Origin of the sequence: Streptococcus sp. E17BB, from assembly GCF_041807725.1 — a bacterium.
Classification (GTDB): Bacteria; Bacillota; Bacilli; order Lactobacillales; family Streptococcaceae; genus Streptococcus; species Streptococcus entericus.
Window position 1 is genome coordinate 1 of record NZ_JBGTZC010000046.1, and the last position, 13,501, is coordinate 13,501.

General features: G+C 45.5%; 6 protein-coding genes. 3 read left to right on the forward strand and 3 right to left on the reverse strand.

What is annotated here, in order from left to right:
- Positions 1 to 248: 248 nt before the first annotated feature.
- The 3 genes from ACERC7_RS09515 to ACERC7_RS09525 form a co-directional block, all read right to left on the reverse strand.
- The gene (locus ACERC7_RS09515; RefSeq protein WP_373666799.1) at positions 249 to 569 is read right to left on the reverse strand and encodes a hypothetical protein; all 321 of its coding nucleotides are present in this window, start codon (positions 567 to 569) and stop codon (positions 249 to 251) included.
- A gap of 480 nt (positions 570 to 1,049) precedes the next feature.
- Positions 1,050 to 1,385, reverse strand: a complete 336-nt coding sequence (locus ACERC7_RS09520; protein WP_373659523.1) for a PadR family transcriptional regulator — start codon at positions 1,383 to 1,385, stop codon at positions 1,050 to 1,052.
- Positions 1,386 to 1,528: 143 nt separating this feature from the next.
- Positions 1,529 to 7,786: a ZmpA/ZmpB/ZmpC family metallo-endopeptidase gene (locus ACERC7_RS09525; RefSeq protein ID WP_373666800.1), complete on the reverse strand. Its 6,258-nt coding sequence runs from the start codon at positions 7,784 to 7,786 to the stop codon at positions 1,529 to 1,531.
- A gap of 152 nt (positions 7,787 to 7,938) precedes the next feature.
- On the opposite strand from ACERC7_RS09525, the gene ACERC7_RS09530 reads away from it, so the two are divergent.
- From ACERC7_RS09530 to ACERC7_RS09540, 3 genes are all read left to right on the forward strand, one after another.
- Positions 7,939 to 9,636 (forward strand): M3 family oligoendopeptidase, encoded by a 1,698-nt coding sequence (locus ACERC7_RS09530; protein ID WP_373666801.1) that lies wholly within the window; start codon positions 7,939 to 7,941, stop codon positions 9,634 to 9,636.
- Positions 9,637 to 9,820: 184 nt separating this feature from the next.
- Complete coding sequence (locus tag ACERC7_RS09535; protein ID WP_373666802.1) at positions 9,821 to 11,458, forward strand: ZmpA/ZmpB/ZmpC family metallo-endopeptidase-related protein; 1,638 nt, start codon at positions 9,821 to 9,823, stop codon at positions 11,456 to 11,458.
- A 111-nt stretch (positions 11,459 to 11,569) separates the two neighbouring features.
- Positions 11,570 to 13,381, forward strand: coding sequence for a ZmpA/ZmpB/ZmpC family metallo-endopeptidase (locus ACERC7_RS09540; protein WP_373666803.1), 1,812 nt, complete (start codon positions 11,570 to 11,572; stop codon positions 13,379 to 13,381).
- Positions 13,382 to 13,501: the final 120 nt, after the last annotated feature.

The window sequence follows — 13,501 nt, forward strand, 5'->3', positions numbered from 1 at the left end:
TCAACAATTTGTTGCTTAAAGTCATCACTAAATTGACGACGGATTTTTCTAGACATAGAGTTCTCCTGTTTTCTTTAGTGTAGAACACTTTATAAATTCTGTCTAGTTTAGTGTAACCGATTCACATCAAAAATACCAAGCCAAGTATCACATTAGTCTTCATGCGCTTATCCTCCTTTTTTCATTATAGCACAAACCTTACCCTGCTTAGCAAGGTAAGGTTTAAATCTCTCCAATAGGAGCTCGTTCTAATCGAGTCCGCGTTCTTGTCGCTGTTTTCTTATCACTACAAATAAGGACAGACCAACCATAGCCAAAACCAGTAAACTTTTGAACCAAAAGCTGCTCAACATATCGACATCTACTCCCCTGCTCTGCCATTGTCCCAAGAAGCCGCCAAACCAAAGCGCAAGGGCTGGCAAGAGAAGGAAGCGATAGCTTGGCATCGGCCAGAGTTTGTAAGCGAGAAAGACAATGATGCCCAGTAAAACAACACTGTCCAGTGGACTCGGAATGGTTATGAGCAGACCTGAAGCAGGTAAGTGCTCGGTCAAACGAGGGAGAAGCATCCCAAACACCAGACCGTACCAAACTGTTTTCCTATAAGGATTGAACGGAGTTTTATAGAACTTTTTCTTCTTTGGTGATAAACAAAGGCTAGACCTGCCACCATAAGCCCAGCAGTTACGAGTTCCTTTACCATGTCCACTGTCAGTTGCCCTGTTTTGAAAAAAGACAAGAAAAGATTAACAGCCATAAAGACAACCGTAAATTCCAAGAAACGTCTCAAAGGGTTTTTAGGACTATTAGCTAATAGCTCATCCTCCATATCTTTGGGCTGGGTACCAAAAAAATCTTCAGCAGTAAGCCCGTCTTTTTCCGCCTCCTACAAATCCCTCGCCATGGTATAAATCTGTTCATAGAGCTTTTCCTCATCACGGGTCAAAGCTGTGGAAATTATGTACTGTTCCAGCTGGTCAAAATAAGCCCTGTTTTCAGGTCGCAATGCCTTGAAGATTTGATTGATCTATTACTGATAGTGATAGATGTTAGGTCTTTTCATCATATTTTCCTCCGTTAACTTGACTAACTTTATCCACTAATTCTGTCCATTGCTTCCAAAAATCATTCAGGTAAACCCGACCATCCTCCGTCAGCTGAAAATATTTACGGTCAGGTCCATCTGGCGAAGCTCTCATCACACCTGCTATCAAGCCTCTTTTTTCTAACTTTTGCAGCAAAGGATAAATCGTTCCGCCGATAATCGTTGAAAAGCCATGCTGTTTTAGGCGTTGAATAAGTTCATAGCCGTAAATTTCCTCCTGTGCAATGACATCAAGCACACACCCTTCAAGCACTCCCTTAAGTAACTGTGTTTCTGCCATCTTTACTCCTTTCTCATCTAGTATGTTTTACCTATTAGTTGTCTAATGCTAGTATAGCATGTATCAACTAGTTTGTAAAACATAATAGTGATTAAAAATAAAAGGTTTGAAGAATGTCTTCTCCAAACCTTTCAAGTATTCGCCTAGTTGCTGTAAATTGATGTTCTAAAGTCATCTGTCTGACGCAAGTAAGCATTAAAGATTTTCGCCTTCAATTCTTTCACGCGAGAATTGCTAGCGTAAGCGTTATTGTTGGCAGTCACACTAATTGGTGTGCCGGTCAAAAACCTGTTCATATCTTCTCGGGTTGCTTCTGCCATCAGTTGTTTGAGTTGGTCAGCTGATGAAATGGTCACCGTTGCTCCCTTGTAGGTAATGGTGACAGGTTTTAAGCTATTCAGCTTATCTGCCCGTTCTTGGAACATGGCTTTCTTGAAGGCTTTCCAGTCAGAGTATTCGCTACCAAAGACTTGCTCAAAGACCAAACTATCAGTAATCCTACCCACAGTATGCTTTCTCGGCCAAGTCTCGGTCCCTGTGATGCCACGGTCTGTCGCGAGCTGGGCATACTGACCAGAAACATATGGTAGGAAACCGCCCTCGTAGCCTTTGGCAGCCAAGAGTTCAAAGGCCATACGACGGAACATGATGTCTCCGGGCGCCCCGTTTGGATTATCCAAGGCAGAGTAAATCGCTGAGAAGAACGGTACGGTATGGTAGCCATTTCGGGCGTAGTCTCGGCTCGTGCCACTATTAATCGCAAACTCACGGTTGCTCACAATATCATGATCAATTAAATCTGCCACACTGGTCAGGGTCATGTCTTGCCATTCTGCATCCGTAAATTTACGTACACGGTTACCAGCATGAGTTGGAATGCTAAGGTTGACATCTTGAATATAGTCATTTTCAATCTTATGATAGAAAAGACGTTGCTGGTCTTTTGGCAGAGACAAGACGGTTTCAGCCTCAACCTGATCCAGGGTGTACAGCACATCGAACACCCCGCGGAAGTAATCTTTCAAATCATCACTCGTCTGGAAGCGATCTGGAGATAGATTATGATAGCGGTTATCTGCATTTTCTGCAGCCGTACCACGGAAGTCAAAGAGGTTGTTAATGGCAAAATAGTTGGTCTGAGCCGTGTACGGTGCTTGAAGCATGCCCAAGGCGTAGAGCTCAGCTCCTTGTCCAAAACGACGACCGTAACCTCCCAAGTAAATCGCGCCATCAGAATTATGAACCATTTCATGAGTGTGCCCAGAAGCCCCTTCTTCTTCCAACATTTTTAGGATAATGAAGTGGGTGTATGAACCAGTCGCATAAGCACCAGCACCATTGTTTCCAAATTGTGACCACAAAGCTCCATCAATAGGACCAAAGAAGTCCTTAATAGCATCGTTAGTATCGCCAAACATTGGCAACCAACGCCCATTATTCAATCCTGAACGGTTGATATTGTAACCATCCCAGTTCGGTACCGCTTTGATATTTTTATCCTTAACGGAATCAAGTGACATCCGATACCAAAAGTCAAAATGATCTCGATAGCGGATATTGCTGATATCTACCATGGCCTTAACTCTAGCCAACTCAGCTTCGTAACGGACTGGATCTGTCACCTTCAAGTTCATATCCATGTAGCGGTCAAACATGCCGAAGTTAAGTGTTGACATGTTGGAAATGAAGAAAATACCTTCCCTAGCAGTCAATAGTGGCAAGATAAATTTCTTAGCTTGTCCATCTTCAAGGAGTTTATGGTAGGCGCGCACCTCTGCATCTGGTTTGGCCAGCGAATTTCCTTCAGCCATATAAGCTTTAGATGTTGCCTTAAACCAAGTATTCTCATCCATGGAGGTAAAGAGACGACGATAAGCACTGAGGTAGTCAAATTCATCAGCCACACCTGTGTAGGCTTTAGTGATAGTGGCATAAGTATCCAAATGATTAATCAACTTGAGCTGGTCATAGGACTGACCAAGGCTGATTAACCAATCTAAGGTACTAGCTGACTTGCCAAAGAGATCCTGGTGATATAGGATTAGGTCCCTAGCATTGACCTGACCAAAATCAATGTTAAACCAACGGTTGACATAGGACAGTCCCATCATCAGGGCTTCCTTGTTCTTGATGATATGCGCTGCTAAATCTGTCCGATCTGTCGCAATCACATCAGTAGTGGATAGCACTCCCTGCAAGACATTAGCCAGATTGCCCTTAATGGCATCAAAGGATTCCTTCAGGTAGAGCTTATCCATCAACTCCTGAGCATTGCCGGTCTTCCCGAGAGCCGTTAGGGTCTCGGGGGCATAATAGTCCACGCCACTCAAGGCTGGCAAGACACGGCTAGCTAGGCTCGGCAGATGACTCAAAATCTGCTCAGGCGTGTAGAGCAAGGACAGACCATCAACTTGGTACTCAGCAACACCCGTCTGCTTAAAGTCTTCAAGATAAGCGACATTATAATAAGCCTTCGTGTCATCCGCAAAGTAGACCATAACCCTGTTAATGGCTTGCTTATCCGTTAGATAATCCGATACAAACCGATCATCTGCCATCGGAATCACGGATACTACCGTCTTGGTCACCAAGTCATGGTCGGCTGCCAAAAGGTTACCGTGTTTGACAATAAATTCCTTGTTATAAAGCGGCATGAATTTCTCAATGTTTTTGTAGGCCAGCACCTTAGAGGCTTGAGCCCCACGAACCGCTTGATAGTCAACATTATAAACATTGAGGTCAATGCCTGAATCTGCCAATGTTACTGTTAGTCCCATGGCGTCTTGCTTAGCCTTAGCAGCTTCAGCCGTGATGCTCGTTGCTGTCTCATCACTTGACCCAGTTGAGACGCCATTAACCGTCACAATATCAAAGACACGCGAAGGTGTATTGGTTAAATTACCAATTGCTAATCGGCCTTTGGCCACCTTGACTTCAGTGATGGTATTAGTAAACTGCGGACTAGCAATCACTTGCCCAACGAGACCTCCGACATAGGCTGAGGTATTTCCGCTGCTGTTATCCAGAACACCCTTGGCCACTAGATTGGTCAGACCTGTTCTAGCATGCTCCAAAACACCAACGGCACCACCAGCACGAGTACCAGCATACTGTCCATTAACCCGAATCGTCGCATCAATGATAGCGCCATTGACCTGAGTATTAGACTGCGCATAACCAATTAAACCACCAGTAAAGTTAGCGGTACTGCTGTTTCGAGCGGTGATGTCTCCTTCAAAGGCCACCTGCTCCAAGCGCACATTATTAGCCCGATAAATCAAGCCTCCAACACTGCGGTTGGCCAAGATTGAGCCTTGAACAGCCACATTGCTCACTATCCCTTCTCCATAGCCATAAGCTGTCTTGGCCAAAGCCCCAATCTCGGCGGCTGCTGGTTGGTTGATAGCCACCTGCTTCAAATCTAAATCGCGGATTTCAAAATTGTTTTGCAGGCCTTCAAAGAGCGGTGCCTTGAGGTTGTAAATGGCATGGTTGTTGCCCAATAGACGACCAAAGAAATTACCAGCGACATAGCTTTTAGCGCCAACAGGGAGAGTATACTCATCTGCCTTCAGGTCCTCATCCAGCTCAAATGTCCCTGTTCGATTGGCCGACAGAGCAGTAACTAGATCAGCAAACGTGCGTATTTTATTGCCTTCACTTGGAACAAACTGGCGCACGTAGAAGGTGTAGTTGTCTTGATTCTTACCTAAATCATCGCTATACTGAATCAACTCTGGTGCTGCCGTCACGACCTTGTAGAGTTGTTTACCGTCCTTTTCAACCGCTTCAATGCTATTGACTGACAGGTAAATATCTCGCTGCTGATCAGAATTAACCTTAACATAATAGTCGGTTAGCGCTGTTGGCGCTTCTTTTATCATATCAAGTTGCTTATAGGTGCCATCAGTCTGTTTCTGGAAGAGACCAGCAGACACCACGTGTTTGATTTCCAAGTGCTTGTAGTCCAGCTCAAACTGGCGAATACTCAAGTCCTCTGTTTTAACCCCGTTACCGTCTTCCAAATCGTAGGTAAATCTGCCTTTGAGGGTGTAGGTAATGTTCCAATCCAAATCAGACACATCAAATGCATCCATGGTCGATAGGGTAAATTCTCTGACCAGTGCATCACCATTATAAATCGAGATGGTCGCTCCCTTGTAGCTATTGGTTGGATCTTCTAGGGCATAGTTGAGGGTTATTTTCTTGTCCTCATCGAACTCAACCAACTCTTCCAAAATCAGATTTGGCTTGGTCTTGTTTTGGATAACATTGATGGTGACAGGAACCAAGTCTGTCGACTGATCAGTATAAGTCACCAAAACAGTCCCTGGAACATTCTGACCAACGGTCGATGTTGACGGCCCTGTCTGCCAAGTATAGCTAGCCACATTAGTCAAACCTGCCGCCTCAACACTAGCCTCAGCACTCGGGCGTTGACCAACAGAAACTGTTTGAACTGCTGCCGCTGGCATCGGATTCTGACGCTCAGCTTCTGTTCTCACTTTTGTCCCTCGCTTGACAACCGCCTTAACGGGTTGGGTCGTGACCTCCTCAGTCGGCGTGCCGATAACCTCGGTCGTTTGAACACCGCGAACCGTCTTATAGACTGTCCTGATAGTCTTCTCGCCTACAACGGCTGGGCTGACCTCTTGGGTCTCTCCCTCGTAAAGGTCTGAGCTATCTTGGTAGTCAATCTCCGGAGTCGTCACTGGAGCTGTCGTCACAACTGTTGTCGTGCCTTCGATTGGCTTGGTACCTACAGTAATGACCTTGTCAACTGGCGCAGTCGTCACACGGCTGCTGCTAGTGAGCGGCGAGCCCTCTTTTTGACCTCTCACCGTCGCAAAGGTTTCGGTAATGGTTAGAACACCATCAGCACCTTCTGCCTCGGCACGATAGTCTGTATACTGTTCAGGGTCCTCAACCATACGCTCACCGTGAGCGATTGGCTCCGTACGCTCCTCGGTCACCTGACCTGCAATCGGCTTAGTCCCACGTTTAACAACTGCCTTAACGGGCTGGGTCGTGACCTCCTCAGTAGGTGTGCCTACAATCTCATCCGTACGCTGTCCATCTAGAGTTTTATAAGTGGTCGAAACAATCTTTTCGCCCGAAATCGCTTCGCTAATTAGCTGGGTTTCGCCGACATACAGTTCATCACTGTCGATGTAGTCAACATCAGTAGACACGACTGCCACACGGCTTTCAACAACCTCGACACCCTCGACTGGCGGAGCTGGAGTGACTGGACTGGCCGGTGGTGCTGGTGGCATTGGCGTTGGAGTCGGAAGAACGGTCTCACGAGGTTTAGTCCCTCGCTTAACCTTGGCATTAACAGGTGCGCTGACTAGGGTCTCGACTGGACTGCCGACAATCTCATCCGTACGCTGTCCATCTAGGGTTTTGTAGCTGGTCGAAATAAGCTTCTCACCTGAGACCGCCTCACTAATCAGCTGGGTTTCGCCAACATACAGTTCATCACTGTCGATGTAGTCAACATCAGTAGACACGACTGCCACACGGCTCTCAACAACCTCGACACCCTCGACTGGCGGAGCTGGAGTGACTGGACTGGTCGGTGGTGCTGGTGGCATTGGCATTGGAGTCGGAATTACAGGGGAAATCGTTGCTTCATTCTGACTCAACTGTTCAGAATCTTTACCTGTTGCCTCCTCAGCCTGTGACAGGTCATCTTTTTGACTTTGCTCAATAGGAGATTCGCCCTCTTCCTTTTTATCTACCGGAGAAGTTTTTTGAATTGGAGCTTTATCTGGTTCTAATTCTTCTTGAAAAATGTAATAAGCAAATCGCTGATGGTCTACAAGCTCGGAAAGCTGTTTCGGTCTAGGCAAATGTTCCCCAACCGTCACCACATATTGCTCTGTGAGAAAGTGTTTCAAGGCAGTTTGTAAAGCTTCTGTATCCGTCACAGAAAGTACCGCCCCAGCTAAACCAGTAATAACGATGATCTGAGCGACTAAGTGCTTATTTTGGCGTTTTACGGCAAGAATCACCCCAATAATCCCTAAACTACCCAAGAGTGTCAGCAAGGTCGTCGCTGTGTCCCCAGTGCTCGGCAGAGACAGCAGACCAGTATCTCTCTTATAAACTAAGACATACGACTGGTTGTCGGTCGCAATTTCCTCTGCAAAATCTTTATCGGTACGTCTGAGTAGGTTTTGTTGCTCAGGCGTTAACTCATCATAGTTGACATAAATATAATCAATGGTCACGGTTTTCTCTGACTGAACTTGTGCTGTTGTTTGCTCATTTGCAGCAACATAACCAGTCTGTAAACCAGCTAATCCTCCAAAGATAGCTATGCCAACAACCGTTGACGCGACAGCAACCTTAAACTTTCTAATCGAAAAACGCAATTGTTTATCATTCCATCCCATGGCATCATTCCTCTTAAGTATTGGTAAGCTTAGATATTATAGCATAAAACAAAGAGGAAGTCCAACATAAGGTCTTTTCATGTTTTCTCATTTCAGCGGATGGTTGTCAAATCATCTGAAATACCGTACAATAAAAGAAAAGGAGTTTTTTTATGACATTTATCAACTATACTTACACTCGTCCTGATTACGCTGCAATTAAGGGGCAAATGGCAGAGCTAACTGCCCAGCTTCGTGCAACTCAGACCCTAGAGGACACCAAGGCTGCTATCCGTGCTATCCAGTCTGTCCAAGCAGACATCGACACCCAGAGCACCCTCTGCTCCATCCGTCACTCCATCAATGTCAAAGATGACTTTTACAACCAAGAAACCGACTTCTGGAACGAGCATGGACCGCTCTTTGACGAGATTTTCACAGACTACTATAAGGCCGTGCTTGCTAGTTCTTTCCGTGATGATTTGAGCGACCTCTTGCCTGAAACCTTCTTCCTCATGGCAGAAAATAAGCTGGCTACCTTTTCTTCAGCGGCTATCCCTCTTTTCCAAAAGGAAAATGAGCTGGTTGACCGCTACAACAAGCTGATGGCGACCGCTCAGATGGACTTCCAAGGCGGTACTTACAACATCTCTCAAATGGTTCCATTCTATGAAAATCTAGATCGTGCCACTCGTAAGGAAGCCGTAGACACCGTGACTGCCTACTTTGAGCAACATGAGGCTGACTTTGATGACATCTATGACAAGTTGGTCAAGGTTCGCCATGAAATCGCGACCACTCTGGGCTTTAAGGACTATGTCGAATATAGCTACAAGCTCATGAACCGCTTTGACTACGACCGAGACATGGTCAAGACCTACCGTGAAGAAATCAAGCGTCTGGTGGTTCCGATTGTCAACCAACTCCGTGAGCGTCAAGCCAAGCGGATTGGATTAAGCGAGCTCAAGCATTACGACCTCGGCCTAGAATTTTTAGCGGGCAACGCCACACCAAAGGGCACCCCTGACGAACTAGTAGTCGCTGCACAAAGCATGTACCGTGAGCTCTCTAAAGAGACAGGCGAGTTCTTTGACTACTTGGTGGACAACGACCTCTTGGACTTGGTTGCAAAAGACGGCAAGGACACTGGCGGATATTGTACCTACATTCCAAACTACCGCAGTCCCTTTATCTTTGCCAATTTCAATGGTACCAGCGGTGACATCGATGTCTTGACCCATGAAGCAGGACACGCCTTCCAAGTCTATAACTCTCGCTGGATTTCTGCTGGTGAAGTCCTCTGGCCAACCTATGAATCTTGTGAGATCCACTCCATGTCCATGGAATTTATCACTTGGCCATGGATGGAACATTTCTTCAAAGAAGAGGCCAATAAATACCGCTTCAGCCACCTGTCTGGTACCCTCTTCTTCCTGCCGTATGGGGTTCTTGTCGATCACTTCCAGCACGACGTCTATGAAAAGCCACACATGACACCTGCTGAGCGTAAAGCCACTTGGCGACGCTTGGAAAAAGAATACCTGCCAAGCAAGGACTACTCTGAATCAGAAGCGCTTGACCGCGGTATTTTCTGGTTCCGCCAAGGACATATCTTCTCTAGTCCGTTCTACTATATCGACTACACACTGGCTCAAGTCTGCGCCCTACAATTCTGGAAACGCACGCAGGTGGACAAGAACGAAACAGCCTGGGCAGACTACCTCCACATCTGTCAACTGGGTGGCACCAAGACTTTCCTGCAAATCGTTGCCGCTGCCAATTTACGTTCACCATTTGAAGAAGGGGCATTAGAAGACACCTTGAAAGCAGTAGAAACTTACCTCAATAAGGTCGAGGATAATCAACTATAATATTCAGTTCCGACCTGCCATCCTATTATCCCAAAGATAACCGAATCTCTCACCCATGTTGTCTATTAGATGACATGGGTTTTTGTATTTTTTTTGTTTATTTTGCCATTTATTAGCAGACAAAAAACCTTTTTATGATATACTGATAACGCATACAATATCTATATTAAGAAAGGAAGATAGTATGAATTGGACAAACAAAACACTAAGGTTTTCCATTCGTAAATTAAAAGTTGCTGTTGCATCGACCGTTGTCGGTATTGCTACTACAGCTATCGTTGGGCAGAGTTTCCCCGACCATTTAGCCAAATTCGCTCCAACTTGTTCACCAGTGACGGCTCAGGCTGATACTCTGGATGAACAAGTCACCATCACCTATCATTATGTCAATTACACAGATCTCAGTAGTCATGAAAAAGAACAACTGATTGACGGCAAGCAATTCAGCCAAGAAATCGCACAAGCAGACTCCACCTACATCCTCGCTTATCAAGAAAATAAAGGACTTCTTCGACTCCCTAATACTGGCGATCAAGCGCGTCACCTCATCGGGCTATTGGCAGGGTTAGGCATTACTGCTGTTGGGCTTCTACTGACCAAACATGATAAAAAACGGGTGGCTAAGCTCATTATCATTAGTTGTTTGGGCGGGGCAGTCCTCACGACTGCCAATAGCAGAGCCATCGAAGCTGGGCTACAGGCATTTCTGACGGAGACACACCTCGTTACTTTAGGCGAGCAACTACCACAGCCAGAGAGCACTATCAATGGTCAAGGCTTCAGCTACTATTTCTCAGCTAGCAAAATCAACCAAGCTAGCCAACACGAAGATTATTCGCCAGAGGATAAAGCTGAGATAACAAATGAGACTAGGTTAGAAACTGAATCGCCCTCATCATCGGAAAAGGCTCAAAAAGATACAGGTGAAACTAATCAAAATACAAGCAACCCAGTAAGTGAAGAAACAGCTGACCATTCTGATAAACCAGAGACAAATAAACCTCTGGACAAACCTGATGAAGCAACTGAACCTAGTGACAAGCAGGAAGAAACTGAGGAAAACTCAGAAAGCAAGCCTAGTGTCCCTGAAACTTCCCTTGATGAAAGTCGCTTAGCCATCGCACTGACCGAAGCTCAGCAGCTCGAATCATCACCTTATACTACAAGAAGCTGGGAAAATCTTCAAGATAAACTCGCTCAAGCACAAGCTATTCTTCAAGATAGTCAATCAAATCAAGAACAAATTGACGCTTCTGTTCAAACCATTATCCAGGCCATCAGTCTGTTGCAAGCTAAAAAGCAAGTGCCGTCACTCACTGTAGCGAGTCTTTCTCAAGATAATTTGACTAAGACAGCTACAATAGCCTATCAACTAACAGACCCTGACCAAGCTTTTGAAAAGGCCGTCATCCGCGTTTATAAAGGCAACGAACAGGTCGGCGAGTTCTTCGTTTCAAAAGAGGAACTCTCTGGAAAAGTCATTTCATTAGCTGATTACAATACCCCTTATTCACTCCGCACAGTGATGGTCTATACCACTGACCAGACACCTCAGGCAGAATTGATTGACCGGCGTGAACTCACCTTATCGCTCAAAAAGCTGGAGATTAAAGATGTTGATACCGTCACCTTACAGACCTATCAAAATGGGCAACTACTGACCATTGATAGCTTCAAAGAGCAGCCGATGCTTGCCCCGTCTGAATATATGGCTCGTGTGAGTTCCAAGCGTTTTAAAGATATCCTCCTACCCATTCAACATATCGAAGAGACCACGCTAAATGGTCAACCAGTTTACAAAGTGACAACAGCTTTTGATTAACTGGTCGAAACCAGCGAGGCAGGCAAGTACCGTGAACAGTTCAGTTTCTATATCGGCAAAAATGCTCCGCTAGCTACTAATGTTAACAGACGGCAAACAGACTACACACTTTTGCCTGGTGCTAGCAAAAATCGTGAGATTGCCTATGCTAATACGGAAAAACTCCTACCGTTCTATAATAAAGAAACGATTGTGAATGTCGTCAATCAGATTGACCAGACGGATAAACTCTACACCAACAGGCTTTTGTCTGTCACTCCAATGATCGGCGACAAGCTCATTGCCGATGTCAGCAGGGTACGCACGGAGCTCAACCGTCTCCTGTTGCACTTTGAAGATGATAGCATCAGCTATTTGCTAATAGCCTTCAAGGAAAATTTTGCTAATCCGGTGGTGAGCGAGTACATAATCACAGGAACCAATTTAATTTATACCCCTAATCAGTTTCTATCCAACCATGATAATATCATCACAGCTGTGTTACCAAGTCTTGAGAACTTAGCTTACAAATCACCAAGCATGTCTAGTGCCCTGGCAATCGACCCTAAATTCGGTAGTTTGTCAGATGCCATGGACAAGCTGTATCTGGAGGATAGTTTCAACACCATCAAATCTGACCTCCCTAACCAGCTCCGCCAGATTTTGGCAACTGACAGGGTTATGAACACGACAGGGGGTAACTTTGACCAGTATCTGATTGACTACATCCAGATCAATAAGGAGCGTATCTTGTTAGGTTTGGCTTATTTGAACCGCTGGTATGATCTTGCTCTAACCAATGCTGGCACCCAGCAAATAACAGCTTTGAAAGACTTGATAAGCTTCCATCAGAATTTCTTTGGCAAGCCTGTCCATACTTTGGAATGGTTAGTCAACCTATCAGAAGGAAAAGAAGGGTATGAGCTCCTCAATCCTGCCAACCATGTGCGAACTTATGCTGAAAAAATTGCGCCAAATACTGGTAAAACTGACCTGCTCAGCTATTTGACAACGAACCGAAAACTCTTTACCGACTTTACTGATGATAACAGCTGGTTCAAAGCAACAACCAAGGCCTATATCGTTGAGGAAAAATCAAAAGAGCTACCTGACCAAGATGTCCGTGTTTACCATTTGCTAGCAAGCGAGCATGAGCAAAACGGTATCCTACCGCTGCTGACCGCTAAAGAGGGGATTTACATCATCACCACCATGGGATCCATCTCCTATGGCATGTATGACAGATACATTGACACCAGAAGCATTCAGTCACGCGCCGAGCAAATTGAGCACATCAAGGAACGGGTTCGCTTGACAGCTGAACGTCAGGCAAGGCATTTTGATGCGTGGTACCGTTTGGCGCCAGCGCGTAGTCGTGACCGCATCATCAAGCCAATGCCTGTATGGGATGGCTACTATGTCAACAACAACCAGAAGTGGTTACCGATGTTCGGTACAGAAGCTAATCAAGCCATTAGGGATTTCTTTGGACCTATCGGAAATCGTGCGTTCTTCCCTTATGGAGCTGGTCAGGGGGCCTTTGCCGATGGCACACGGATTGCCTTTGTTTATGATAAATTACTGGATGATTATGGCGCTTCTGTCTTTACCCACGAAGCTGTTCATAATAACGACGGTATAGCCTATCTAGGTGGTTATGACCGACGAGCTGGTATGGGAGCTGAAAACTATGCACTGGGGCTCTTACAATCAAGCTCTTACTTCCTCCATGCTGAGGATGCATTAACCTATAACCTCATCTTTGATTTTAGCAAACTCAAGGAATATGAACAGGCTAGACGCTATGTCAATGTCTCGCCAGACCGCTTCAAACAGGCTAGTGATTTGAAAGGCTACATGAGTAGTGTCTTTGATGTGCTTTATACCCTAGACTATGCTGAGGCAGAGGCTGTTCTCAAACAACCTCGCGATATAATCAAGTGAAAAGGCACCCCTTTTCTGTACAATTTTTATAAAGTGTTTTTGTTAAGCGATAACTCGCTTAACCATAGGTGTTTGGTAATCGAGACTACCGTGAATGCGATGATGGTTCCACCAGTGGAC

Bases quoted from the DNA above. Each gene is read 5' to 3' on its own strand.
- ACERC7_RS09515 (WP_373666799.1), bottom strand. From the start codon at position 569: ATGCTTCTCCCTCGTTTGACCGAGCACTTACCTGCTTCAGGTCTGCTC.
- ACERC7_RS09520 (WP_373659523.1), bottom strand. From the start codon at position 1,385: ATGGCAGAAACACAGTTACTTAAGGGAGTGCTTGAAGGGTGTGTGCTT.
- ACERC7_RS09525 (WP_373666800.1), bottom strand. From the start codon at position 7,786: ATGGGATGGAATGATAAACAATTGCGTTTTTCGATTAGAAAGTTTAAG.
- ACERC7_RS09530 (WP_373666801.1), top strand. From the start codon at position 7,939: ATGACATTTATCAACTATACTTACACTCGTCCTGATTACGCTGCAATT.
- ACERC7_RS09535 (WP_373666802.1), top strand. From the start codon at position 9,821: ATGAATTGGACAAACAAAACACTAAGGTTTTCCATTCGTAAATTAAAA.